The organism is Pseudomonas sp. 2995-1, from assembly GCF_002742505.1.
GTDB lineage: Bacteria > Pseudomonadota > Gammaproteobacteria > Pseudomonadales > Pseudomonadaceae > Aquipseudomonas > Aquipseudomonas sivasensis.
The window spans coordinates 98,919-123,383 of the sequence record NZ_LJSA01000377.1 but is presented as its reverse complement, the minus strand read 5'-3'; the positions used below and the strand labels follow the sequence as shown (position 1 = coordinate 123,383).

The following is a 24,465-nucleotide window of genomic DNA, read 5'->3' as shown; positions in this document are numbered from 1 at the left end:
GCTCGTGAGCCTATTCAAGTACCGCTTCAAGATCGAAGAGGCACAGCCTGCGGTGGGTCTCTTCCTTGCGCTCGCGCACGGCATGGTTTTGCGGCATCAGGTCGCAGCAGCGATGCAAGAGTTGGGTGACTTGAAACGCCAGCTCCGGTTCCCAGCGCTCCAGGCCCGAGCGTTGCAGCTCGACATCCAAATGTTCGAGCAGGATCTTCGCCAGTTCATGCTTGCCCGCGTGGACACATAAACGCGCCTGGGCCAGGCGCCAGTAAAAGCGTGCTCGATCACTGCGGGCGGCGTGCAAGCCTTGCTTGAGCTGTTGCACGGCGGCCTTGAGTCCCTCTTTGCCCAGCCGAGGCAATACATCCTGCAAAGCGATCTCCCAGGGCTCGGCATCGGCCACCACACCGGGCACTTCAGGCGCTTGCAGGTGATGGGAAACATGCAGTGCGATCCAGTCGCGAGTACTGCTGTTGGCAAAAGGAGCGCCATCGTGAAAACGAAACGCCGGTAAATCCGGCAAGCGTTGCAGCAACAGGGCAAAGCTCACTTCCAGTTCGGTCATGGCCTGCTTCGCCTGCTGAGCCTCCAGGCATTGCCAGATCATGTGCAGCCCGTCGAACCAGAACATGGCACCTGAGAAGCAAGCCTCAAGTTCAACCAGCAGATCGGCGTGATGCCCCTGGCAAAACCGCTCCTGGTAGCGTTTGAGCGTGTCGCAGGGCGGCGCGTACAGCGCGGTGACGCGCTCATTGTTGGCGTCCGGATAGCGGACGATGGCCAGCCATGCCAGCGTTCGGCTCAGGTGCAAGGCCCGCAAGTCGGTAGCGTTGTGGCGCAACCACCAGGTACACAACGGACGGGCTTGTTCTTGCAAGGCACGCAACAATTTATGCGCGTCCTTTTCGTTGTTGACCGTCAGCTCGGTTTTCAACAACGGGGTGGTGGCCTGTTTGACGTGTGCAATCACGGCACTCACCCCTGTGACGGCGGGATGACCCTGCGCCGCAAGCTCCATCCGCTGGTCCAGTTGCCTGCGAATCGGTAGCAAGAGCGGCGCGCCCTCGCCCAAATGGGCAGTCCAGAGCTCATCAAGGCGGGAGAGTTGTTCCAGCAACGCTCGGAATAAAGGCTGCTGGTCCTGAAGCGAAAGGCTTTGAACAAGCAGTGTCTCAAGGCGCAAGACCAACCAGCCGAACGCCGCGCTGCGGGTGCGCAGCTTTTGTGGGTGCACCGTGGACCAATGATGCTCACAGAGATGACGCAGCAACCCGAGCCCTGCCAGCAGACCGGCAAAGGATTCGCGCTGGTACAGCGCCCACGTCAGCCAGACAGCCACGCGCAGATCTTTGGACTGCTCACGCAGCAGGCATTCGCTGATGTTCAGAGTCTTTTGCCAGTCCGGCTGGCCAGCGCCATGAATGGACTGCATCTTTCCCAGTTCAGACTCCAGGGCTTCATACTCACTCGAATACCGTATATCACCGCCAGCAAAACTTGTTTGCGAACAGGGTAGTTTGGCAAGTTCAAGATAATGAACGCAGAGTTTATCCGAGTATCCCATTTAGGACCGCACGCAATTAATCAAGGTACGAACAACAAACTAAGCAAACTTAAAATTCGCACTAGAATGTCATCTTGGCTTCGCTCGACTCGCCACGAAGTTCGCAAACCTTAGCCATGCCAATAACATTCAGCAAGCAATAACCACATACTTAAGACTTGTCCTACGGGCGACGTAAACTGAGGCATATGCTGGATATTGCGCAATAAAACCAGCCTATCGAATCGAATATCAGCGAAAATCAATTGCCAGGCGCCCTATCGGCATGAGCAATTAAATGCGCACTTATGCGCAATTAATACCCGACAAACCGCCTCCAAACCCTCAATAACTTTCTACATGCCGCGCAGACACTCAACGGACACCAAGTACTTATTGGTTCCCACACTTTCAGGCACGTTTCTTGTTATAGGCATTTCTCCAACCGGCGCAGTCGCCGGTGTGAACGACCTTTCAATCAGGCAAGGAAACCCGTCATGCCAACACCCGCGTATCTCTCTATCACCGGCGTCAAACAGGGTTTGATTACGGCAGGCACATTTACTCAGGACTCTGTAGGCAACACTTATCAGCAGGGCCATGCAGACCAGATCCTGGTCCAGGCCTTTTCCCACCAAGTAGTCGTTCCGCGGGACCCACAGTCCGGTCAACCAACCGGCCAGAGGGTTCACAAACCGCTGATGATCAGTAAGGTCTTCGATAAGTCATCACCACTCCTGTTCAGCGCCTTGACCAGCGGTGAGCAGGTCACGTGCCGCCTGGAATGGATGCGCAGCACATCTGCCGGAGCACAGGAGCACTACTTCACCATCGAACTGGAAGGGGCAACCATCGTGGACATCCAATCACGCATGCCCAACTGCCAGGACCCGAGCAATGCCCACTTCACACACTTGGAGGACGTGTACTTCACCTATCGCAAGATCGTATGGACCCACGAAGTGTCCGGCACGTCCGGGTCGGATGACTGGCGCAGCCCGGTAGCCGGTTAACCCGGCCCCACGCAGGAACGGGCGCCAGGGACGGCGCCGTTTCTGCCAGCGGCTTAGACCATCGCCAGCGGATGCTTGCGCTTGGGCGCGCCGAAGACGCGGTCGATGGCGTCTAGATCATGCTCATCGAGCACCAGTTTGGCGGCGGCTGCGTTCAGTCGCACGTGCTCCGGCGACACAGCCTTGGGAATGGCGATCACACCCTCTTGGCGCAACACCCAGGCCAGAGCGACCTGCGCCGGTGTGACCTCATGACGATGGGCGATCTGCTTGAGCGTCGCGCTGGACAGTAACTCACCGCCTTGCGCGATCGGGCAGTACGCCATCAAGGGCAAGTGATGTTGTTGCCACCAGGGCAGCAGATCGAACTCGATGCCGCGCTCTTCGATGTTGTAGAGCACCTGATTGGTTGCACAGGCTGGGGAGGCAAGCTCCTGCAGGTCTGCCACGTCGAAGTTGGAGACACCCCAACGACCGATCTTGCCGGCTTCGCGCAGACGCTCGAAGGCTTCAACGGTTTCTTCAAGCGGGTATTGGCCACGCCAGTGCAGCAAGTACAGGTCGATGTAGTCAGTGCCCAGCCGCTGGAGGCTGGCTTCGCAGGCCCGCGGCACACCCTTGTGGCTGGCATTGTGCGGGTAGACTTTGCTCACGAGGAACACCTGGTCACGTTTACCGCGGATAGCTTCGCCAACCACCGTTTCGGCGCCGCCCTCGCCGTACATTTCGGCGGTATCGATCAGGGTCATGCCCTCGTCGATCCCCAGTTGCAACGCGGCGACTTCGGCGCGGTGCTGGTCCGGGTTTTCGCCCATGCGCCAGGTTCCCTGGCCGATGACAGGGACGGGAACGCCGGCCAGATCAATAGTACGCATGACAACCTCCTGATGAGTTCGCGGATTAACAGTGTGGCATTGGTCGGACAAAAGGGTTCAATCGAAGTATGGTTGCCCTTTGCCAAGTCGCGAGGAAAGACCCGCAATGCTGTTTATCGTGATGCTCGGGGGCAAGCACCCCAGGGCGAAAATCGAAGTTCACGATGTGGTGTTCGCCGCTGCGGATACGCTGGAAGCCACTTACCCGCAATTGCGCGACGGTTGGTTTGGCAGCCCCAAGGGCGTGCATATCGATTCCTGGATGGCCGTGGATGGCGTCGACGGCTGGAAGGTCGAACTCAGCCACCTGGCGCCCCAGGCCGGCGCCCATCACTTGTACTTCATCAACCTTGGCGGGTACGAAGCGAACACCTTTGGCGAGGCCCATCATTACCTGCTGGTGGTCGCGCGCAACAAACAGGAAGCCACCCGCATGGGCAAGCAACAGATGCTGGGGCATTGGTCCCAGGGTCACACCGACGGCGTGCTGGATATCGATGACTGCCTGCCCATCGACCTGGTCGACGGGCGCTACCTGCACCTCGTCCAGGCACCACACCGGGCAATCCTGCAGCGCAACGACTATATCGTGCTGCCCTGAGACCGGCCGATCAAATACCGGGAACTTTGCCAGGAAATAACCGCCTGAATCCGGTACGCTCACCCTTTTTACTCAAGGAGTTACTCCCCATGGCCAAAGCCACCGCCCGTCACATCCTCGTTTCCACTGAAGACAAGTGCAACGAACTCAAGGCCCAAATCGAAGGCGGCGCCGATTTCGCAGAAATCGCCAAAGCCAACTCCAGCTGCCCATCCAGCCGTCAAGGCGGCGACCTGGGTTCGTTCGGTCCAGGCCAAATGGTTAAAGAATTCGACACCGTAGTTTTCAGCGCCCCGGTCAACACCGTGCAAGGCCCGGTGAAAACCCAGTTCGGCTACCACCTGCTGGAAGTCACCAGCCGCCAGGACTGATCCAGTCCACGCTGATGCTACAAACAACGGCCCGCCTTTTGGTGGGCCGTTGTGCATGTGATGACTGGCGACGCTGATGCCGTTAGCGTACAAATCCCTATTCCTGTTCTTCCGGCGTTCAAGACTGATAATGCGATTGGCCTTTTCGACTCTATTTCGCTCTACCCTCGCCCTGCTGCTGGCCAGCACCGCCGTGATCGCGGCCCCCCAACCGTCACTGACGGTGTACGGCGAACCGGCCAAGTACCCCGCCGGTTTTACCCATTTCGACTACGCCAACCCCAACGCGCCCAAGGGCGGCAGCCTGCGGCGTTCGGCCATCGAAATCGGACGCTTCGATCATGTGCTGCCCTATATCGACAAAGGCATCGGCGTGTCACAGGTTGACGGCTGGCTCTACGCGCCCCTCGCCCTGCGCTCTCTGGACGAACCCTATACGGTCTACGGCCTGGTCGCCGAAAAAATGGAGCGCGCCGAGGACGGCCTGTCCCTGCGTTTCTACCTGAACCCCAAGGCGCGCTTTGCCGACGGCAAACCCATCACCGCCGAAGACGTTCGCTACAGCTTTGATTTATTAATGACCCAAGGCAGCCTGCGTTTTCGCACACTGTTCGCCGACGTCAAGCACGTCGAAGTGGAAGGTGAGCGCCAGGTGCGCTTCGACTTTTCCAGCAACGAAAACCGCACCCTCCCCCTTGATATCGCCACCCTGCCGGTGTTCCCGGAGCACTGGTGGAAGACCCGCGACTTCGCCAATGGCGGCGGCTACGAAGCCCCACTGGGCAGCGGCCCGTACAAAGTCAGCAAGGTCGACTCCGGCAACACCATTACCTTTACTCGCGACCCGGACTGGTGGGGCAAAGACTTGCCCGTCAGCCGTGGCCTTTACAACTTCGATCACCTGAGCCTGGAGTTTTTCGGTGATACCGAAGTTGCCCGCCAGGTGCTGCGAGGCGGCGCCTACGATTTCAATCGTGAATTTTCCGCCACCGGCTACTCCATCGGCTACAACGGCCCTGCCCTGGACGATGGCCGCCTGCAACGCGCTCACCTGGCCAAGGAAATGCCGCAACCGGCCCAAGGCTATGTCTTCAACGTGCAGAAGCCGGTATTCAAAGACCGCCGCGTGCGCCAGGCCTTGGCAATGCTGTGGGATTTCGAATGGGCCAACCGGCAGATGATGCGAAATATGTACATTCGTCAGCAGAGTTTCTTCTCTAATAGCCCGCTGGCGGCTACCCAACTGCCCACCCAGGAAGAGCTTGCGATTCTTGAACCGTTGCGTGGGCAGATCCCTGACGAGGTGTTTACCCAAGTGTTCAAGGCACCGGTCACCGACGGCAGCGGCATGATCCGTGACAAACAGCTCCAAGCCCTGGCCCTGCTGGAAGAGGCCGGTTGGAAACCCAACGGCGACAAGCTGGTAAACGCCGAAGGCGAACCGCTTGAGTTCACCTTCCTCAATGCGCAGGCCGGTCTGGAGCGACTGTTACTACCGTACAAACGCAACCTGGCGCAGATCGGCATCACCCTTAATATCCGTCGCATCGACTCCTCTCAGTACGTCAACCGTTTGATGACACGGGACTACGACATGATCGTCACCGGGTTCCCTGTCACCACCTCGCCGGGCATGGAGCTGTACAACTACTTTGGTTCCAGCGCCGCTTTTGATTCGGGCGCAAACAACTACATGGTGCTCAAGGACCCGGCGGTTGACGCCTTGATCAAAGGTCTGGTCAAAGCCGACACACAGGCGCAGATGCTCACCTACGCCCATGCTCTGGACCGGGTGCTGCAATGGAATTACCTATGGATCCCCAATTACTACCCGCCCGGTACGTCCGCCGCCTGGTGGAACCGTTTCGGCCGCCCGGCCATCGAGGCCAAGAATGACGAGGCCCTGGAAACCTGGTGGGAAGTCAGCCCCACACCTCTGACCACTGAGCAGATGAATGCCGAACTGAAAAAACGCGGAGGAGCGCGCTGATGTTTGCCTATATCGTGCGGCGCCTGCTGCTGATCATCCCAACCCTGGTGATCATCCTGCTGGTGAATTTCGTGATCGTGCAGGCCGCCCCCGGTGGCCCGGTGGAACAAGCCATCGCCCACTTGCAGGGGATTGGCGGCGGCGGTGTCGGCGGCTCATCCGGCGAAGGCATCAGCAGCGGCTCGCGGTCCAGTCGGGGCCTGGACCCGAAGCTGATCAAGGACATTGAAAAACAGTACGGCTTCGACAAGTCCGCACCGGAACGCCTATGGCTGATGCTCAAGAGCTATGCCCAGTTGGATTTCGGCAACAGCTTCTTTCGCGGCTCGACGGTGATCGACCTGATCCTGGAAAAGATGCCCGTCACCATTTCCCTCGGGCTGTGGGCCACGCTGATCACTTATCTGGTGTCGATCCCGCTGGGGATACGTAAGGCGGTACGCCACGGCAGCAGCTTTGATGTGTGGAGCAGCACTGCCATCGTGATCGGCTATGCGATGCCAGCGTTCCTGTTCGCGATGTTCCTGATCGTGGTGTTCGCCGGCGGCACCTCCCTGAACTGGTTCCCGGTTCGCGGACTGGTGTCGGAGAACTTCGAAGAGCTGAGCACCGTGGGCAAGATCGCCGACTACTTCTGGCACCTGGTGTTGCCGGTGACGTCTTTGGTAATCGGCGGATTCGCCACCCTGACCATTCTCACCAAAAACTCGTTCCTCAATGAAATCACCCGCCAATACGTGGTGACCGCGCGGGCCAAAGGCTTGAGCGAACGACGGGTGCTGTATGGCCATGTGTTCCGCAACGCCATGCTGCTGGTGATCTCGGGGATTCCCCAGGCATTTATCAGCGTGTTTTTTGCAGGATCCTTGCTGATCGAGGTGATTTTCTCCCTGGATGGCCTCGGTCGCATGAGCTACGAAGCGGCGGTTTCGCGGGATTACCCGGTGGTGTTCGGTTCGCTGTTTATCTTCACCCTGTTCGGCCTGCTGATAAAACTCATCGGTGACCTCTGCTACACCCTGGTGGACCCGCGTATCGACTTCGCCGCGAGGAACGCCTGATGCTTAACTTGTCTCCCGTGGCACGCCGACGCTTCGAGCGTTTCAAGAAAAATCGCCGTGGCTGGTGGTCGCTGTGGCTGTTTATCGGCCTCTTTATCCTGACCCTCGGCGGCGAACTGATCGCCAACGACAAACCCCTGGTGCTGAGTTTCAAGAACGAACTGTATTTCCCGGTGTTCAAGCGTTACACCGAGCAGCAGTTCGGCGGCCAGCTGCCGTTCCAGGCCGACTACCGCAGCGACTATGTGCAAAAGCTGATCAAACAGGACGGCGGCTGGATGTTGTTCCCGCCGATCCCTTTCAGCGATGACACCCCCAACTACGAACTGACCCGCCCTGCCCCCAGCCCGCCCTCGGCGGTGAACTGGCTGGGCACCGATGACCAGTCCCGCGACGTGCTGGCGAGGGTCATTTTCGGCGCGCGGGTGTCGATCCTGTTCGCCCTGGCGCTGACGGCCATCAGCGCAGCCATTGGCATCGCCGCCGGGGCCTTGCAGGGTTACTACGGCGGCTGGGTCGACCTGATCGGCCAGCGGGTACTTGAGGTCTGGTCCGGTCTGCCGGTGCTGTACCTGCTGATCATTCTGTCGGGCTTTGTCGAGCCCAATTTCTGGTGGTTGCTGGGGATCATGGCGCTGTTTTCCTGGCTGGCCCTGGTGGACGTGGTGCGCGCCGAGTTCCTGCGCGGGCGCAACCTGGAGTACGTCAAGGCCGCACGGGCGCTGGGCCTGGGCGATGGCAAGATCATCCGCCGACATATCCTGCCGAATGCGATGACCGCCACCTTGAGCTACCTGCCGTTTATTTTGACCGGCGCGATTTCCACCTTGAGCGCTCTGGATTTCCTCGGCTTCGGCATGCCGGCGGGCAGCGCATCCCTAGGCGAACTGATCGCCCAGGGCAAGCAGAACCTGCAAGCGCCATGGCTGGGCCTGACGGCGTTTTTCACCTTGGCGCTGATTCTGTCGCTGCTGGTCTTTATTGGCGAGGCGTTGCGTGACGCCTTCGACCCACGTTCATGAGTGAGTCCCTATGAACCTGATCGAAATCCGCGACCTCAGTGTCGCCTTCAGCGGCCAGACCGTGGTGCGTAACCTGAGCCTGGACGTGCGCCCCGGCGAGTGTTTGGCACTGGTGGGCGAGTCGGGCTCGGGCAAGTCGGTGACGGCCCATTCGATCCTGCAATTGCTGCCCGAAGCCGGCACAGCTACCACGGGCTCGGTTAAATATCGCGGCCAGGAGTTGATCGGCGCGTCGACGGCGACCCTGCAGAAACTGCGCGGCAACCGTATCGCGATGATCTTCCAGGAGCCCATGACCTCCCTCAACCCGCTGCACAGCATCGAAAAGCAAATCGGCGAAACGTTGCTGCTGCACAAGGGCATGGGCGGCAAGGCGGCGCAGGCGCGCATCCTTGAACTGCTCGAACTGGTGGGCATCCAGAAACCCCAGGAGCGCCTCAAGGCTTATCCGCACCAACTGTCCGGCGGCCAACGCCAACGCGTGATGATCGCCATGGCCCTGGCCTGCGAGCCGGAGTTGCTGATTGCCGACGAACCCACCACCGCGCTGGACGTGACCGTGCAGCGCAAGATCCTGCTGCTGCTCAAGTCCTTGCAACAGCGCCTCGGTATGTCGCTGCTGTTGATCAGCCATGACCTCAACCTGGTGCGCAGCATCGCCCAGCGCGTGTGCGTGATGCGCGCCGGGGAGATTGTCGAGCAGGCTGACTGCGAGACCTTGTTCACGGCGCCGCAACACCCTTACAGCCGCCTGTTGCTGGACGCCGAGCCGTCCGGCGATGTGCTGTGCAGCGATCCGCGCGAGACCGTGTTGGAAGTGGATGACCTGACCGTACAGTTCCCCCTCAGCGGTGGGCTGTTTCGGCGCAAAACCTACCTGCGCGCCGTGGATGGCATCAGCCTCAACGTGCAGCGCGGCAAGACCCTGGGGATTGTCGGCGAGTCAGGCTCGGGCAAATCCACCCTGGGCCAGGCGATCCTGCGCCTGCTGGATTCCACCGGCAGCATCCGCTTCCAGGGTGAAGCCCTCGACCCGCTGAACCATCAGCAAATGCGCCCCTGGCGCAAACAGATGCAGGTGGTTTTCCAGGACCCTTACGGCAGCCTCAGCCCGCGTATGTCGGTACAGCAAATCATCAGCGAAGGCTTGGAAGTCCACGCGCCGTGCAGCCTCGCCGACCGCGACGCGCAAGTGATCCAGGTGCTCAAGGACGTGGGCCTAGACCCCGCCAGCCGCCATCGCTACCCCCATGAATTCTCCGGCGGCCAGCGGCAACGTATCGCCATCGCCCGCGCCCTGGTGTTGAAACCCGCGCTGATGCTGCTGGACGAACCGACCTCGGCGCTTGACCGCACAGTGCAAAAACAGGTGGTTGCACTGCTGCGCGAGCTGCAGGAAAAGTACGGCCTGACCTACTTGTTCATCAGCCACGACCTGGCCGTGGTACGCGCCATGGCCCACGACATGATCGTGATCAAGGACGGCAAGGTGGTGGAGCGCGGCGCGAGCCATGATGTGTTCGAATCGCCACAACATCCGTACACCAAGGAGTTGCTGGCGGCGGCGTGCGGGCTGTCGACATGAGCACCAGCCTCAAGGACTACCAACAGGTTCGCGGCCTGGCGATCCAGTCGCTGTTCGAGATCATCGAGCAGTCCAGCGAAGGCACGGTGATTGTCGACCGCGACGCCAATATCGTGTGGATGAACGAGCGCTACGCCAAGCGCTTCGGCCTCAAAAGCGCTGACGAGGCCATCGGCCAGCCGTGCGAGCAGGTGATTTCCAATAGCCTGTTGCGCCAAGTGGTACGTAACGACCAGCCGATCCTGCTGGATATCCAGGACACACCCAAAGGCCCGTTGGTGGTGATGCGCCTGCCGATCCACAACGACGCTGGCGCGGTGATCGGCGCGATTGGTTTCGCGTTGTTCGATGAACTGCGCAACCTGTCGCCATTGATCGAACGTTACCTGAGCATGCAGCAGGAGCTGGCCTCCACCCGCTCGCTGCTGCGCTCACGCCAGAGCAAGTACAACTTCGCGCACTTTATCGGCACCAGCGCCGCCAGCCTTGAGGTCAAACGCCGTGCCCGGCGCAGCGCGAGTGCCGAGTCGCCGGTGTTGTTGCTCGGCGAAACCGGCACCGGCAAGGAGTTGCTGGCCCAGGCCATCCACGGTGCCTCACCGCGTGCGCACAAAGCCTTTGTCAGCATCAACAGTGCGGCGATTCCCCATGACCTGCTGGAAGCCGAATTCTTCGGCACCGCGCCAGGCGCCTTTACCGGCGCTGATCGCAAGGGCCGTCCAGGCAAATTCCAGATTGCCCAGGGCGGCACGCTGTTCCTCGATGAAATCGGGGATATGCCGCTGCCGCTGCAAAGCAAATTGCTGCGGGTGTTGCAGGAAAAGGAATTCGAACCGGTGGGTTCCAACGAGATGCTGCACAGCGATGTGCGGGTAATCGCGGCGACCTCCATGGACCTGGAAGCGGCGATCAAGCGTGGTGAGTTTCGCGCCGATTTGTATTACCGGCTGAATGTGTTGCCGATCCACGTGCCGCCGCTGCGTGATCGATTGGAGGACATTCCGGCATTGAGCGAGGCGATCCTCGAAGAACTGCGCAGCCAGCATGAGCTGGACCGCGAGGCTCTGGCGCTGTTGGCACAGCATGCGTGGCCGGGGAACATCCGTGAGCTGCGTAATGTGCTGGAGCGGGCGGCGTTGCTGAGTGATGACTTGGTGTTGAACGCCACGGACATTCGCGCGGCGATCGGCACGTTCAGCCCCGTGGAGCGCGGCGCGGTCGCAACGGTTGAGGGCGAGACATTCGCGGCGGCGCGGGAGCGGTTTGATCGACAGCTGATTGCGACGGCACTTAAGGCCTGTGACGGCAACGTGGTCGAGGCGGCCAAGCGATTGGGGCTGGGACGGTCGACGCTGTACAAGAAGATGGTGGCTCTGGGCATCGCCTAATCTCCACAAAGAGACTAAGTTCTCCATATAAAGACAATCCATGTGGGAGGGGGCTTGCCCCCGATAGCATCAGGTCAGTCAACACATGTGCTGGCCGATGCACCGCTATCGGGGGCAAGCCCCCTCCCACATTTGATCTTCGCTTGTCTCGAAATTGAGACAAAACCCAAAAACACTCGAAAGAAATTAAAAAATATCCATATATTTCAATAACTTGAAAATATGGCACACATCTCGCTATAGCCCTCCCCACAGTTTCACCCACAAAAATAACAATCCGATGGAGACACACCATGAGTGTGATCATTGCCCTGGCCGCGCTCGCGCTGCTGATGCTGGCCGCCTACCGTGGCTATAGCGTTATCCTGTTTGCCCCCATCGCCGCCCTTGGCGCGGTACTGCTCACCGACCCGTCCGCTGTCGCCCCCGCCTTTACCGGGGTGTTCATGGAGAAAATGGTCGGCTTTATCAAACTGTATTTCCCGGTGTTCCTGCTCGGTGCGGTCTTCGGCAAGTTGATCGAGTTGTCGGGGTTCTCGCGCTCCATCGTGGCCGCTGCGATTCGCTTGCTTGGCACGCGTCAGGCGATGTTGGTGATCGTGCTGGTCTGCGCCCTGCTCACCTACGGCGGCGTATCGCTGTTTGTGGTGGTGTTCGCGGTGTACCCGTTCGCGGCGGAGATGTTCCGCCAGAGCAATATCCCCAAGCGCCTGATCCCGGCGACCATCGCCCTCGGCGCATTCTCGTTCACGATGGATGCCCTGCCCGGCACGCCGCAGATCCAGAACATCATCCCCAGCACCTTCTTCAACACCACCGCCTGGGCGGCGCCGTGGCTGGGGTTGATCGGCACGATCTTCGTGTTCTGCACCGGCATGCTGTACCTGGCGCGGCAACGCAACAAGGCCCAGCGCGCGGGTGAAGGCTATGGCACTGAGTTGCGCAACGAGCCTGAGACCGCCGAAAACCTCACTCTGCCCAACCCGTGGATCGCGCTGTCGCCGCTGATCCTGGTGGGGGTGATGAACCTGTTGTTCACCCACTGGATCCCGCAGTGGTACGGCAAGACCCACAGCCTCAGCCTGCCGGGCATGAGCGCGCCAGTGACCACTGAAATCGCCAAGCTCACCGCGATCTGGGCGGTGCAGGCGGCGTTGCTGGTCGGGATCTTGATGGTGCTGGCCTTCGGCTGGTCGGCGATCAAAAGCAAGCTCGCCGAAGGCAGCAAAAGTGCGGTCAGCGGCGCCTTGCTGGCAGCAATGAATACCGCGTCGGAATACGGTTTTGGTGCGGTGATTGCCTCGCTGCCAGGCTTTCTCGTGCTGGCGGACTGGCTCAAGGGCATCCCCAACCCGCTGGTCAACGAAGCAATTACCGTGACCCTGCTGGCCGGTATCACCGGTTCCGCGTCGGGCGGTATGAGCATCGCCCTGGCGGCCATGTCCGAGAGCTTTATTTCGGCGGCCCATGCGGCCAATATTCCCCTTGAAGTGCTGCACCGGGTCGCGGCCATGGCCAGCGGCGGCATGGACACCCTGCCCCACAACGGCGCGGTGATCACCCTGCTGGCGGTGACCGGCCTGACCCACCGCGAAGCCTACAAAGACATTTTCGGCATCACGATTATCAAGACCCTCGCGGTGTTCGTGGTGATCGGTACTTTCTACGCCACCGGCATTGTGTGAGGTTTTCATGACGACTTTGAATGGCAAGACCGCCCTGGTCACCGGCTCCACCAGCGGCATCGGCCTGGGCATTGCCTTGAGCCTGGCACAGGCAGGCGCCAACTTGATCCTCAACGGCTTCGGCGACGCCAGCGCGGTGATCGCGCAGGTGCAGGCGTTTGGTGGCAAGGTGGGGCATCACCCTGCGGACGTCAGCGACCCGGCGCAGATCGCCGATATGTTCGCCTACGCCGAGCGTGAGTTTGGTGGCGTGGACATCCTGGTCAACAACGCCGGCATTCAACATGTGGCGGCGGTGGAAGAGTTCCCGGCCGAACGCTGGGACTCAATCATCGCAATCAACCTGTCCTCGGTGTTCCACAGCACGCGCCTGAGCCTGCCGGGCATGAAGGCCAAGGGCTGGGGGCGTATCGTTAATATCGCCTCGGTTCACGGCCTGGTCGGTTCGGTGGGCAAGGCAGCCTATGTGGCGGCCAAGCATGGCGTGATCGGTTTGACCAAAGTGGTAGGCCTGGAGACGGCAACCAGCAATGTGACCTGTAATGCGATTTGCCCCGGCTGGGTGCTGACGCCGCTGGTGCAGAAGCAAATTGATGATCGCGTGACCAAAGGTGTGGACCCGCACCAGGCGCAGCATGATTTGCTGGCGGAGAAACAGCCGTCCCTGGAGTTTGTGACGCCGCCGCAGTTGGGTGAGTTGGTGTTGTTTTTGTGCAGCGAGGCCGGTGCGCAGGTACGTGGCGCGGCGTGGAACATTGATGGCGGCTGGCTGGCCCAATAAAAACAGACACTGGCGTTCTAAATTGTGGGAGGGGGCTTGCTCCCGATGGCGGTGGGTCAGTACCACACGGGCTAGCTGATACTCTGCTACCGGGAGCAAGTCCCCTCCTACAGTAGAATTCTATTGTTTTGAAGACTTGCATAAAAACAATGATGGCGGCTGGCTGGCCCAATAAAAACAGACACTGGCGTTCTAAATTATGGGAAGGGGCTTGCTCCCGATGGCGGTGGGTCAGTACCACACGGGCTAGCTGATACTCTGCTACCGGGAGCAAGTCCCCTCCTACAGTAGAATTCTATTGTTTTGAAGACTTGCATAAAAACAATGATGGCGGCTGGCTGGCCCAATAAAAACAGACACTGGCGTTCTAAATTGTGGGAGGGGGCTTGCTCCCGATGGCGGCGGGTCAGTACCACACGGGCTAGCTGATACTCCGCTATCGGGAGCAAGCCCCCTCCCACAGTAGAATTCTATTGTTTTGAAGACCTGCATAAGAACAAGAGACCTTGCTGATGTCCGAGATCCTCTGGCAACCCTCACCGGAACGCATCCGCCACACGCGGATGGACCAGTTCCGCCGCTTCATCAACGACCGCCACGCCTTGCAACTGGGCGACTACCCCGCCCTGCATCAATGGAGCATCGACCAGCGGCCGGACTTCTGGCAGGCGATCGTCGCCTACTTCGACGTGCAGTTTCGCAGCCCGCCCGGCGCGGTACTGATCGAAGGCGCCGAGATGCCCAGCGCCCAGTGGTTTCCCGGCGCGACCCTGAATTTCGCCGAGCACCTGCTGCGTCGGCGTGACCACCACCCGGCCGTGGTCGCGATCAGCGAAGACGGCCAGCGCGAACAACTCACCTACGCCGAACTGGTCGCCCACGTCGCCGGCCTGCAAAACAGTCTGCGGTCGGCTGGCGTCGGCATCGGTGACCGGGTGGCGGCGTGCATGCCCAACACCTGGCAAACCCTGGTGGGCATGCTCGCCACCACCAGCCTGGGCGCAATCTGGTCGTGCTCCTCGCCGGACTTCGGCACCCAAGGCGTGATCGACCGGTTCGGCCAGATCGAGCCCAAGGTGCTTATTACCTGCGCCGGTTATCGGTACGCCGGAAAACCCATCGACCAGAGCGCCAAACTCAATGAAATCCTCGAACGGCTGCCGTCCCTGGAGCAGTTGATTGTGGTGCCGTACGCGCGGCCCGAGGCGCAGGTCGAGGACTACCGCACCCAGGCGAAGGTTGTGCTGTGGCGGGACTTTTACCAACCCGGTGGCGAGCCTGAGTTTGTCGCGGTGCCCTTCGATCATCCGCTGTACATCCTCTATTCCAGCGGCACCACCGGCGTGCCCAAGTGCATCATCCACAGCACCGGCGGCGTATTGCTTACACACCTCAAGGAACACGGCCTGCATGCCGATCTGTCCCGCGAGGACTGCCTGTTCTACTACACCACCTGCGGCTGGATGATGTGGAACTGGCTGGTCTCGGTACTGGCCATCGGCGCCACGGCTGTACTGTATGACGGCTCGCCCTTTCATCCTGGACCTGAGCGCCTGATCGACTTGATTGATGCCGAAAAGATCAGCGTGTTCGGCACCAGCCCAAAATTCCTCGCCACCCTGGAAAAGGCCGGGCTGCAACCGCGCCTGAGCCACGACCTGGGCAGCCTCAAGGGGCTGATCTCGACCGGGTCGCCGCTGTCACCCCAGAGCTACGACTATGTGTACCGCGAGATCAAGGGCGAGCTGTGTTTATCCTCCATGTCTGGCGGCACCGATATCGTGTCCTGCTTTGTTATCGGCAACCCGGTGTTGCCGGTGCGCCGAGGCGAAATGCAGTGCAAGAGCCTGGCGATGGCCATTGAAGTGTGGGACGACCACGGCCAGCCGTTGGTCGGTGAAAAAGGCGAGCTGGTGTGTACCCGGCACTTCCCGGCCATGCCCATCGGCTTGTGGAATGACCCCGACCAGAAGAAGCTGCGCGCCTCGTATTTCAGTCAGTTCCCCGGCGTGTGGGCCCAAGGCGACTACGCTGAGCAACGCCCGAATGGCAGCCTGCTGATTCACGGCCGCTCCGACGCGGTGCTCAACCCCGGCGGCGTGCGCATCGGCACGGCGGAGATCTATCGCCAAGTGGAGAAAGTCCCACAGGTACTGGAAAGCCTGGCCATCGGCCAACGCTGGCAAGACGACGTGCGCGTGGTGCTGTTTGTACGCCTCGATGAGGGCATCGAGTTGGATGAGGCGTTGCAACAGCAGATCCGCCAAGTGATCCGCGCCAACACCACACCGCGCCATGTGCCGGCCAAAATCCTGGCTGTCAGCGATATCCCTCGTACCATCAGCGGCAAGATTGTCGAATTGGCGGTGCGCAATGTGGTGCATGGCGAGCCGGTCAAGAACACCGACGCCCTGGCCAACCCGCAGGCATTGGAACAGTTCCGCGACCGCCCGGAACTGGCATAAAGATGAAAGGATTCAGCGCTGACGCACTCATTTGAAGACAAACGCCGAATGCATGCTATTTTTCGGGGGTAGTCACCCATTCTCGACTCACGGGATAATGGGTGTTGTCATTTTTCAAAGCGTTACGCTCAGGGCTTTTTATGAAAGGAACATCCACCGGTAGCGACGCCGCTGCATTAATTGCGCGGCTGGACTGGGCACGAAGCCCACTCGGTGAGGCCAATGATTGGCCGCAAAGCCTGCGCACAGCGGTCGATATTGTCGTCCATTCGCCGATGCCCATGCTCCTGCTGTGGGGCAGCCAACTCACCCAACTCTACAACGACGGGTTCGCCCTGCTAGCCGGAAACAAACACCCCGAAGCCATGGGCCAACCGGCGCACGAGACGTGGCCAGAGCTGGAAAGCTTTACCGGCCCTGTCTACGACGCCGTGCTCAGCGGCCAGGTGCGCACCTTCAGCGAGCAGCGCTTTGTCCTGCAACGCAATAATCGCGACACGGAAATCTGGCTCGACCTGACCTACAGCCCGATCCGCGATGAAAGCGCCAACGTGGCCGGCATCCTCGTCACTGCCATCGAAACCAACGAGCGCCGCAAGGCCCAGCACAACACCGAGCAACGCTTGCAGCTTGCACTGGCGGCGACCGACGCCGTGGGCACCTGGGATTGGGACATCGGCGAGGATCACTTTATTGCCGACGCCCACTTCCCCTACCTGCACGGTGTCGACCCCGACGACGCGAACCGGCTGCCCATCAGCGATTACCTCCAAGGTGTGCATCCCGAAGACCGGGCCACGGTGGCGCGCAGTATCAAGCACTGCATCACCCACGGCACCGAATACGCCGAGGAATACCGCCTGCAACAAGCCGATGGCCAAGTCCGCTGGGTGTTTGCCCGAGGCCGTTGCTACAAGGATCACCACGGCCGCCCCGCACGTTTCCTCGGTGCCGCCCTGGACCTGACCGAGCGCAAGCACACCGAGCAGGCCCTGCGCCAAAGCCAGACCGAATTGCAGCTGATCATCAACGCCATGCCGGTGCTGATCGGATACGTCGACCACGAGCAGCGCTTTCGCCTGAACAACAGCGCCTACCTTGATTGGTACGGCATGACGCCCCAGGAACTGTACGGCAAGAGCATCCGCGAAGTATTAGGCGACGAAGTGTATGCCGGGCGCGAACACCAGATCGCTGCCGCGCTCAAGGGCAAGGCGTGCAGCTTCATGACCATCACGCCCCACCGCGACGGGCGTCCCCGCCATGCGCTGATGAAATACCTGCCGCGTTTCAGCAATGACGGCTCGGTCAATGGTTTCTACATCTTTGTGATTGACGAGACCGAACGCAAACTCACCGAAGAAGCCCTGCGCCACCTCAACGATAACCTCGAAGAACGCGTGGCCGAGCGCACCCAGGCCCTGGCCGAGGCCAACCAACGCCTGCAAAACGAGATGTTCGAGCGCGAGCGCGCCGAAGATGCATTGCGCCATGCGCAGAAAATGGAAGCGTTGGGCCAGCTCACCGGCGGCATCGCCCATGATTTCAACAACATGCTCACCGGCATTATCGGCAGCCTGGACCTGATGCAGCGCTATATCGTCGCTGGGCGCAGTGAGGAAATCGGGCGCTTTACCGATGCCGCCGTGTCGTCGGCTCACCGCGCTGCCGCCCTCACTCACCGTCTGTTAGCGTTTTCGCGGCGCCAGTCACTGGACCGTCGCCCCACCGACCCCAATCAGCTAGTAGCGTCCCTGGAGGACCTGTTCCAGCGCACCAAAGGCGCGCATATCACGCTCAAGGTGCAACTGGGTCAAGACATCTGGCCAGTCAACACCGACGCCAGCCAGCTGGAAAACGCCCTGCTCAACCTGGTGATCAACGCCCGCGACGCCATGCCCGACGGCGGCGAATTGTTGATTGAAACCGCCAACAGCTACCTGGACGGCACCGACATAACCACCCTCGAACCGGTCAAGGCCGGCGACTACGTGATGCTCGGTGTGTGCGACAACGGCACCGGCATGGCACCAAAAATCCTCGCCAAAGCATTCGATCCTTTCTTCACCACCAAACCCATCGGCCAGGGCACCGGCCTGGGCCTGTCGATGATTTACGGGTTTGCCCAGCAGTCCGGCGGCCACGTCACGATCCAGAGCGAACCTGGCCAGGGCACCTGCGTGCGCCTGTACCTGCCACGCCTACATGGCACCGCACTGGAAAGCAACCTGCCCGCCAGCCTCGGCGAAGTGCCGGTGGCACTGGCCGGTGAAGCAGTCGTGGTGGTTGAGGACGACGCGGCGGTGCGCATGCTGGTGGTGAATGTGCTGGATGAATTGGGCTACACCGCGCATCAGGCAGCGGATTCACGCACCGCGTTGCCACTGCTGGAGTCGGATCTGCGCGTGGACCTGCTGGTGACCGACGTCGGCCTGCCGGGCATGAACGGCCGGCAACTGGCGGAGATTGCCCGCCAGCATCGCCCAGGCTTGAAGGTGCTGTTCATGACCGGCTACGCCGAAAAAGCCGCCGAGCGCCAGGGCTTCCTGGAAGATGGGATGGACATGGTGGCCAAGCCGTTTTCCATCGACCTGCTGGCGACTAAAATCCGCAGCATGATCAACGTAGCCGAATGAGTTCAGGCATAATCGCGCGCCGTCGCACACCTGGTAGAGACCAATGAAAGCCCAAGCCCGTCATATCCTGGTGAAAACCAGTGAAGAAGCCGAACAACTCAAGCAGCGCATTGCCAAGGGCGAAGCCTTTGATGTGTTGGCCAAGAAGTACTCCACCTGCCCGTCGGGCAAACGTGGCGGCGATTTGGGTGAAGTGCGGCCGGGGCAGATGGTCGGGGCGATTGATGCGGTGATTTTCAAGAAGCCGGTGAAGGTGGTTCACGGGCCGATCAAGAGCAAGTTTGGGTATCACTTGGTGCAGGTGTTTTACCGCGACTGAGGCTTTGACTTAAGACCGCTATCGGGGGCAAGCCCCCTCCCACAGGGATCGCATTCCTCCAGATGAAATGCGGTCACGTGTGGGCCCGATCCGCCGCGGGCGGCCACTCACTTAGTCTCTGGGAATAAGCGCACCCGGTACCTGGATGACCCGGCTCGCCAACCGATGCCCCGCCAACGCAGCCTCCTCCGGCGAATCACCCTTGAGCCGCCCGGCCAGATACGCCGCACTGAACGAATCCCCCGCCGCCGTGGTGTCCACCACCTTCTCGACCTTCAACGCCGGCACCGCAAAGCGCTCCTGCGCGCAGCGGATCAAACACGCATCCGCCCCACGTTTTAGCACCACTTCCTCAATCGCCGGATAGGCCGCAAACACCTGCTCGCTGTCGGCATAGTCAAACAACGCGCGCTCGTCATCCTCGGTGAGCAAGGCGATATCCACCTCGGCCAAGACCTTGCGATAAGCCGCACGCGCCGCCTCGACACTGGCCCACAAACGCGGCCGGTAGTTGTTGTCGAACACCACCGTAGCGCCGCGTCGGCGCGCGTCAACCAGCGCTTGCAGCAAACGCTCGCGCCCAACCTCCCCCAGCACCGCCAGGGTAATGCCGCTGAAATAGACCACGTCATAGGCCGGCAACGCGGCCAGGATGGGCTCGGCGGCCGGCGTGGTGAAACAGTCGCGCACCGCGGCTTCGTTGCGCCAGTAGAGGAATTTACGCTCGCCGTTGGCGTCGGTCTGAATGCAGTACAAGCCCGGCAACCGCCCCGGCAGGCGCTGGACCAAGCCCAGCCCCAGGCCTTCGTCGGTCCATTGCAGGCACATGGCGTCGCTGAAGCTGTCATCGCCCAAGGCGGTGACGTAATCGACGCTGCCGATCGGGCCCAACTCACGGCGCAGGTACACCGCCGTGTTCAGGGTGTCGCCGCCGAAGCTTTGTTGCAGGCTACCGTCGGCGCGGTGTTGCAGTTCGATCATGCATTCACCGATGAGGGCGATGCGTGGATGGGTGGTCATGGCTGCTGTCTCGGGGGGGCTGATGGCCTCATCGGGGGCAAGCCCCCTCCCACATTTGAAATGTGTTCACACATCAAAGTATGGGAGGGGGCTTGCCCCCCGATAGGAGCGACGCGATCTAGAAGCTGGTATGCAGGGACTCGATCACCTGCAACTGTTCATCCACCAGGCAACCCACCTGCCACTTGTCAAACGTCAGGCAAGGATGGGAAGTGCCAAAGGAAATGATGTCGCCAATGCGCAGTTCAACCCCAGGCGCCACGACCATGAACGCATGCTGGTCCATCACGGCCGTGACCTTGCACGCGCTCACATCATCGCCTTGCGCCGGCACAATACCGGCCTTGTAGCGCTTGAGTGGCACCGGCAACCCGGCGTCGTATGCCACGTCGCGCTTACCGAGGGCGATCACCGCAAAACCGGGCTCAGGCAACGACTGCACATGAGCCCAGACTTCCAGGGCCGGGCGCAGGCCTTCACTGAGGTCGCTGCGGCGGTCGAGCACGCAGCATTGAGCTTCTTTGTAGATGCCATGGTCGTGGGCCACATAACTGCCGGGGCGCAATACGCTGAGGAAGCGGCCGGCGGCGTTCTGCGCTTCAAAGGATTCGGCGATCAGGTCGTACCACGCCGAACCCGACGCTGTGACGATCGGCTTGGCCAAGTCGAAAGAACCGTTGTTCTGCAAGTCCACCGCCAGGCGCACCAGGCTGGCGGCGAAGTCGCGGATGCCGCTGACGGCGTGCTCGCCATGGATCACGCCTTCGTAGCCTTCAATACCGGTGAGGGCCAGGGCCGGCTGGGCCTTGATCGCCTTGGCCAGGTCGCGCACTTCCTGCTCGCTGCGGCAACCGCAACGGCCGCCAACCACGCCGTACTCGATCATCACGTTCAGGCGCAGGCCACGGGCGGCGAAGAACAGGCCCAGGTCGGCGACGTTATCCGGGTGGTCGACCATGCAGTGGAAGTCAAAATCCTTGTCCGCCAGCAGGTCGGCGATCAACGCCATGTTCGGCGCGCCCACCAGTTGGTTGGCCATCAACACACGGCGCACACCCCCGGCATAGGCGGCGCGGGTCTGCACGGCGCTGGCCAGGGTAATACCCCAGGCGCCCTGGGCGATCTGACGCTGGAACAGTGCCGGCATCATGCTGGTCTTGCCATGGGGCGCGAGTTCGGCGCCGCTGTTGCTGACAAACTCCTGCATCCAACGGATGTTGTGTTCCAGGGCGTCGCGGTGCAGCACCAGGGCCGGCAGGCTGACGTCTCGGACCAGGTGGGCGCCGACGGCGGCGGCGCCTTTTTCAACGGCGTTGATGGCAGACATGTAAAGCTCCTATTCGTTGATGCGACGCGCCAGGTAATTGGCGCTGTCGATCAACACCCGGCGATAGTCGTTGTAGTTTTTTTGCGCATCGGCCCGAGGGGCGACGATGCACAGGGTCGCAATGCTGATGCCTTGCGCGTCCCGCACCGGGGCGGCAAAGCAATGGGTAAAGGTGTCGGCCACACTGTCGAAGGAAAAGAACCCATCGAGGGTAGCCTGACGGATTTGCGCGAGGAACGTTTCCAGCGGCAGACGCTGGCCGTCCGGCAGGATAAAGTCATCGTGGTCGATCAGGTCGACAATTTGCTGGTCACTCAGGTGCCCCAGCAGCAGGCGCCCGGAGGCGGTCCAGGGGATCGGGGCGTTTTCGCCGATGTCCGAAGAAATCCGGAAATGCCGCTCGCCTTCGCGCATCAGCGCCACGGTGTATTTGCGCCCGTTGAGCAGGCACATCTGCGCGGTTTCATGGGTCTGACTGACGATCTCCTGCAAGGCGTGATCGGCCTCGCGAGTCAGGTCGAAGTGTCGCAGGTGCGCCTGGCCGAGGAAGTACAACTGACGACCGAGGTAGACGTGACCGTCCTTGCCCACGGTTTCCAGAATGCGGCGCTCCAGCAAGGATGCGACCAATTCATAGACGGTGGACTTGGGGCTGCCAATGCCGCTGGCGATATCATTCGGCCGCAGGGGCTGGCCGACTTCCTTGAGGAAATCAAGGATGTCGAATGCACGGTCCAGGCCTTTGGCGCGGCGTTTGATGGTGTCTTCGGTCATGGCAATTTCGGTCCGGTCGAAATGGTAGGGCTGGCGCAGGTCCACTGTGGGAGGGGGCTTGCCCCCGATGGCGGCGTGTCAATCAACACCTCTGTTACTGATACACCGCTATCGGGGGCAAGCCCCCTCCCACATTTGATCTCTGGTGCTTAAGAGTGGGGCAATTTAGCCCTTTTTCTTGTAGGCCACACAATCAATCTCCACCTTGCAATCCACCATCATATTGGCCTGTACACAGGCCCGCGCCGGGGCATGTTCGGGTGTGAAGTATTCGCCGAAGACCTTGTTGAAACTCCAGAAGTCCCGAGGGTCTTCCAGCCATACGCCGACGCGCACCACGTCTTTGAGCTCGTAGCCGGCTTCTTCGAGGATCGCCACCACGTTGCGCATGGTCTGGCGGGTTTGTTCGATGATCCCGCCGGTGATGATTTCGCCGTCCACCGCAGGCACTTGGCCCGAGACGTACAGCCAACCGTCCGCTTCCACCGCGCGGGCGAAGGGACGAGGCTGGCCACCGCCGGCAGTACTGCCGGCTCCGTAACGAGTGATGCTCATAAAACGATGCTCCTGATTAAAAACGAATGTTCTTGAGAAATTCCGCCAGGCGCGGCGATTGAGGCCGCTCGAAGATATCCTTCGACGAGCCCTGCTCTTCAATCCGCCCCTGGTTCATGAATACGATCTTGTCCGAGACTTCATAGGCAAAGCGCATTTCGTGGGTGACCAGCAACATGGTCATGCCCTCTTCCGCCAGGCCTTTGATCACGCTGAGCACTTCACCTACCAACTCCGGATCGAGGGCTGAGGTGACTTCGTCGAACAGCATCAAGCTGGGGTTCATCGCAATCGCACGGGCAATCGCGACACGCTGTTGCTGGCCGCCGGACAACTGGCCGGGGAAGTGATTGCGGCGCTCTAAAAGTCCTACGCGGTCCAGCCATTTTTCCGCCAAAGCCACGGCTTCATCCTTGCCCATCTTCTTGACCTTGAGCAGGCCCAGGGTGACGTTCTGCAAGGCGGTCAGGTGCGGAAACAGGTTGAACTGCTGGAACGCCATGCCGGTCATCGCCCGGTGCTGGGCGATGACGCGTTCGGGGTGGCGCACGCGCTTGCCGCCAATGTCGCTGTAGCCGATGGATTCGCCGTCCAGGGTGATCTGGCCGCCCTGGAACTCTTCCAGCAGGTTGACGCAACGCAGCAGCGTGGTCTTGCCCGAGCCGCTGGAACCGATCAAGGTCACTACGTTGCCGCGCTGCATGGACAGGTCGACGCCTTTGAGCACTTCCACATCGCCGTATTGTTTGCGCAAGCCGCGAATGTTCAGCAGCGGCTCGGTTGTTTGAGGTTGGTTCATGGCAAGGCCACCCGCTTTTCAATGTAGCGCCCGAATAACTCGATGGCGTAGTTGATGACAAAGAACATAAACCCGGCGAACAGGTAGAACTCCAGGGTCATGAAGGTACGTGCGATGACTTGCTGGGTACTGAGCAGCAACTCGGCCACGCCGATCACCGAGAGCAAGGTCGAGGCCTTGACGATCTCCGTGGAGGAATTGACCCAGGTCGGCAGGATCTGCCGCAATGCCTGGGGCAACAGCACGTAGGCCAGGGACTGGTAGAACGTAAGGCCAATCGCCTTACCCGCTTCCAGTTGCCCACGGGGAATGGCTTGCAGTGCGCCGCGCACGATTTCCGACACGTGGGAGCCGCAGAACAGCGTGAGCCCGACGGCACCGGCCTGGAACGCGCTGATCTGCCAGCCGAGCGCCGGCAGCATGTAGAAACACGCCAACACCAACACGAACACCGGTGTACCGCGGATCAAATCCACGTACAGGCGAAACGGCGCACGCATCCAGAATTTGCCGTAGGTCAGCACCAACCCTGCGAAGATGCCGATCAGGGTGCCAAAGATAATCGCCAGCGCCGAGCAGTAGATGCTGGTCTGAAAGCCGGCCCAGAGGGTCTCTCGGGCGACCCACAACTCGTGTAGCCAACTGGGGGATTCGTACATAA

21 protein-coding genes are annotated in these 24,465 nt (G+C 60.7%); 13 read left to right on the top strand and 8 right to left on the bottom strand.

Features of this window, described 5'->3' with window-relative positions; genetic code table 11:
* Nucleotides 1-10: 10 nt before the first annotated feature.
* Nucleotides 11-1,558: a type VI secretion system protein TssA gene (tssA, locus tag AOA61_RS17865; RefSeq protein ID WP_099602280.1), complete on the bottom strand. Its 1,548-nt coding sequence runs from the start codon at nucleotides 1,556-1,558 to the stop codon at nucleotides 11-13.
* 476 nt (nucleotides 1,559-2,034) lie between these two features.
* Here tssA and AOA61_RS17860 point away from each other — a divergent pair, with 476 nt between their 5' ends.
* Nucleotides 2,035-2,550: an Hcp family type VI secretion system effector gene (locus AOA61_RS17860; RefSeq protein ID WP_032886529.1), complete on the top strand. Its 516-nt coding sequence runs from the start codon at nucleotides 2,035-2,037 to the stop codon at nucleotides 2,548-2,550.
* A 53-nt stretch (nucleotides 2,551-2,603) separates the two neighbouring features.
* Here the strand turns inward: AOA61_RS17860 and AOA61_RS17855 are convergent, their stop codons facing one another.
* Nucleotides 2,604-3,425 carry an aldo/keto reductase gene (locus AOA61_RS17855; RefSeq protein ID WP_032886530.1) on the bottom strand — a complete coding sequence of 274 codons (822 nt, stop codon included), beginning with the start codon at nucleotides 3,423-3,425 and terminating at the stop codon, nucleotides 2,604-2,606.
* A 106-nt stretch (nucleotides 3,426-3,531) separates the two neighbouring features.
* Here AOA61_RS17855 and AOA61_RS17850 point away from each other — a divergent pair, with 106 nt between their 5' ends.
* From AOA61_RS17850 to AOA61_RS17795, 12 genes are all read left to right on the top strand, one after another.
* Nucleotides 3,532-4,026 carry a DUF1543 domain-containing protein gene (locus AOA61_RS17850; RefSeq protein ID WP_032886531.1) on the top strand — a complete coding sequence of 165 codons (495 nt, stop codon included), beginning with the start codon at nucleotides 3,532-3,534 and terminating at the stop codon, nucleotides 4,024-4,026.
* Nucleotides 4,027-4,115: 89 nt separating this feature from the next.
* Complete coding sequence (locus tag AOA61_RS17845; RefSeq protein WP_005788801.1) at nucleotides 4,116-4,397, top strand: peptidylprolyl isomerase; 282 nt, start codon at nucleotides 4,116-4,118, stop codon at nucleotides 4,395-4,397.
* 130 nt (nucleotides 4,398-4,527) lie between these two features.
* Nucleotides 4,528-6,387, top strand: coding sequence for an extracellular solute-binding protein (locus AOA61_RS17840; RefSeq protein ID WP_032886532.1), 1,860 nt, complete (start codon nucleotides 4,528-4,530; stop codon nucleotides 6,385-6,387).
* On the top strand, nucleotides 6,387-7,448 hold the full coding sequence (locus AOA61_RS17835) for a microcin C ABC transporter permease YejB (RefSeq protein ID WP_032886533.1): 1,062 nt from the start codon (nucleotides 6,387-6,389) through the stop codon (nucleotides 7,446-7,448). Before AOA61_RS17840 ends, AOA61_RS17835 begins: the two co-directional genes overlap by 1 nt.
* Entirely contained in the window at nucleotides 7,448-8,470 is a 1,023-nt protein-coding gene (locus tag AOA61_RS17830; RefSeq protein WP_034104518.1) for an ABC transporter permease, read from the top strand. The genes AOA61_RS17835 and AOA61_RS17830 overlap by 1 nt, the downstream gene beginning before the upstream one ends.
* A gap of 10 nt (nucleotides 8,471-8,480) precedes the next feature.
* The gene (locus tag AOA61_RS17825; protein ID WP_099602279.1) at nucleotides 8,481-10,055 is read left to right on the top strand and encodes an ABC transporter ATP-binding protein; all 1,575 of its coding nucleotides are present in this window, start codon (nucleotides 8,481-8,483) and stop codon (nucleotides 10,053-10,055) included.
* Nucleotides 10,052-11,443: a sigma-54-dependent Fis family transcriptional regulator gene (locus AOA61_RS17820; protein WP_099602278.1), complete on the top strand. Its 1,392-nt coding sequence runs from the start codon at nucleotides 10,052-10,054 to the stop codon at nucleotides 11,441-11,443. Before AOA61_RS17825 ends, AOA61_RS17820 begins: the two co-directional genes overlap by 4 nt.
* Nucleotides 11,444-11,736: 293 nt before the next feature.
* On the top strand, nucleotides 11,737-13,128 hold the full coding sequence (locus AOA61_RS17815; protein WP_032886537.1) for a GntP family permease: 1,392 nt from the start codon (nucleotides 11,737-11,739) through the stop codon (nucleotides 13,126-13,128).
* A gap of 7 nt (nucleotides 13,129-13,135) precedes the next feature.
* Nucleotides 13,136-13,909, top strand: a complete 774-nt coding sequence (locus AOA61_RS17810) for a 3-hydroxybutyrate dehydrogenase (RefSeq protein WP_095184544.1) — start codon at nucleotides 13,136-13,138, stop codon at nucleotides 13,907-13,909.
* A gap of 512 nt (nucleotides 13,910-14,421) precedes the next feature.
* On the top strand, nucleotides 14,422-16,374 hold the full coding sequence (locus tag AOA61_RS17805; RefSeq protein WP_099602277.1) for an acetoacetate--CoA ligase: 1,953 nt from the start codon (nucleotides 14,422-14,424) through the stop codon (nucleotides 16,372-16,374).
* Nucleotides 16,375-16,514: 140 nt separating this feature from the next.
* Nucleotides 16,515-19,010, top strand: a complete 2,496-nt coding sequence (locus tag AOA61_RS17800) for a PAS domain-containing protein (RefSeq protein WP_099602276.1) — start codon at nucleotides 16,515-16,517, stop codon at nucleotides 19,008-19,010.
* A gap of 43 nt (nucleotides 19,011-19,053) precedes the next feature.
* The gene (locus AOA61_RS17795; RefSeq protein WP_003174397.1) at nucleotides 19,054-19,329 is read left to right on the top strand and encodes a peptidylprolyl isomerase; all 276 of its coding nucleotides are present in this window, start codon (nucleotides 19,054-19,056) and stop codon (nucleotides 19,327-19,329) included.
* A gap of 111 nt (nucleotides 19,330-19,440) precedes the next feature.
* Here AOA61_RS17795 and AOA61_RS17790 read toward each other — a convergent pair whose 3' ends face one another.
* The 6 genes from AOA61_RS17790 to AOA61_RS17765 form a co-directional block, all read right to left on the bottom strand.
* Complete coding sequence (locus AOA61_RS17790) at nucleotides 19,441-20,349, bottom strand: sugar kinase (protein WP_099602275.1); 909 nt, start codon at nucleotides 20,347-20,349, stop codon at nucleotides 19,441-19,443.
* Between the two features lie 118 nt (nucleotides 20,350-20,467).
* A complete protein-coding gene (locus AOA61_RS17785; protein WP_099602274.1) occupies nucleotides 20,468-21,676 on the bottom strand; it encodes an amino acid deaminase in 1,209 nt (402 codons plus the stop codon).
* Between the two features lie 9 nt (nucleotides 21,677-21,685).
* A complete protein-coding gene (locus AOA61_RS17780) occupies nucleotides 21,686-22,450 on the bottom strand; it encodes an IclR family transcriptional regulator (RefSeq protein ID WP_099602623.1) in 765 nt (254 codons plus the stop codon).
* A 165-nt stretch (nucleotides 22,451-22,615) separates the two neighbouring features.
* Entirely contained in the window at nucleotides 22,616-23,005 is a 390-nt protein-coding gene (locus AOA61_RS17775; RefSeq protein ID WP_010210958.1) for a RidA family protein, read from the bottom strand.
* Nucleotides 23,006-23,021: 16 nt separating this feature from the next.
* Complete coding sequence (locus AOA61_RS17770) at nucleotides 23,022-23,804, bottom strand: amino acid ABC transporter ATP-binding protein (RefSeq protein ID WP_032886550.1); 783 nt, start codon at nucleotides 23,802-23,804, stop codon at nucleotides 23,022-23,024.
* On the bottom strand, nucleotides 23,801-24,463 hold the full coding sequence (locus AOA61_RS17765) for an amino acid ABC transporter permease (protein WP_095184540.1): 663 nt from the start codon (nucleotides 24,461-24,463) through the stop codon (nucleotides 23,801-23,803). The genes AOA61_RS17770 and AOA61_RS17765 overlap by 4 nt, the downstream gene beginning before the upstream one ends.
* Between the last annotated feature and the right edge of the window lie 2 nt (nucleotides 24,464-24,465).

Coding starts and splice junctions, on each gene's coding strand:
- AOA61_RS17780 (WP_099602623.1), bottom strand. CDS start 22,450: ATGACCGAAGACACCATCAAACGCCGCGCCAAAGGCCTGGACCGTGCA.
- AOA61_RS17860 (WP_032886529.1), top strand. CDS start 2,035: ATGCCAACACCCGCGTATCTCTCTATCACCGGCGTCAAACAGGGTTTG.
- AOA61_RS17770 (WP_032886550.1), bottom strand. CDS start 23,804: ATGAACCAACCTCAAACAACCGAGCCGCTGCTGAACATTCGCGGCTTG.
- AOA61_RS17785 (WP_099602274.1), bottom strand. CDS start 21,676: ATGTCTGCCATCAACGCCGTTGAAAAAGGCGCCGCCGCCGTCGGCGCC.
- tssA (WP_099602280.1), bottom strand. CDS start 1,558: ATGGGATACTCGGATAAACTCTGCGTTCATTATCTTGAACTTGCCAAA.
- AOA61_RS17800 (WP_099602276.1), top strand. CDS start 16,515: ATGAAAGGAACATCCACCGGTAGCGACGCCGCTGCATTAATTGCGCGG.
- AOA61_RS17805 (WP_099602277.1), top strand. CDS start 14,422: ATGTCCGAGATCCTCTGGCAACCCTCACCGGAACGCATCCGCCACACG.
- AOA61_RS17835 (WP_032886533.1), top strand. CDS start 6,387: ATGTTTGCCTATATCGTGCGGCGCCTGCTGCTGATCATCCCAACCCTG.
- AOA61_RS17795 (WP_003174397.1), top strand. CDS start 19,054: ATGAAAGCCCAAGCCCGTCATATCCTGGTGAAAACCAGTGAAGAAGCC.
- AOA61_RS17820 (WP_099602278.1), top strand. CDS start 10,052: ATGAGCACCAGCCTCAAGGACTACCAACAGGTTCGCGGCCTGGCGATC.
- AOA61_RS17790 (WP_099602275.1), bottom strand. CDS start 20,349: ATGACCACCCATCCACGCATCGCCCTCATCGGTGAATGCATGATCGAA.
- AOA61_RS17840 (WP_032886532.1), top strand. CDS start 4,528: ATGCGATTGGCCTTTTCGACTCTATTTCGCTCTACCCTCGCCCTGCTG.
- AOA61_RS17825 (WP_099602279.1), top strand. CDS start 8,481: ATGAACCTGATCGAAATCCGCGACCTCAGTGTCGCCTTCAGCGGCCAG.
- AOA61_RS17775 (WP_010210958.1), bottom strand. CDS start 23,005: ATGAGCATCACTCGTTACGGAGCCGGCAGTACTGCCGGCGGTGGCCAG.
- AOA61_RS17845 (WP_005788801.1), top strand. CDS start 4,116: ATGGCCAAAGCCACCGCCCGTCACATCCTCGTTTCCACTGAAGACAAG.
- AOA61_RS17850 (WP_032886531.1), top strand. CDS start 3,532: ATGCTGTTTATCGTGATGCTCGGGGGCAAGCACCCCAGGGCGAAAATC.
- AOA61_RS17830 (WP_034104518.1), top strand. CDS start 7,448: ATGCTTAACTTGTCTCCCGTGGCACGCCGACGCTTCGAGCGTTTCAAG.
- AOA61_RS17815 (WP_032886537.1), top strand. CDS start 11,737: ATGAGTGTGATCATTGCCCTGGCCGCGCTCGCGCTGCTGATGCTGGCC.
- AOA61_RS17765 (WP_095184540.1), bottom strand. CDS start 24,463: ATGTACGAATCCCCCAGTTGGCTACACGAGTTGTGGGTCGCCCGAGAG.
- AOA61_RS17810 (WP_095184544.1), top strand. CDS start 13,136: ATGACGACTTTGAATGGCAAGACCGCCCTGGTCACCGGCTCCACCAGC.
- AOA61_RS17855 (WP_032886530.1), bottom strand. CDS start 3,425: ATGCGTACTATTGATCTGGCCGGCGTTCCCGTCCCTGTCATCGGCCAG.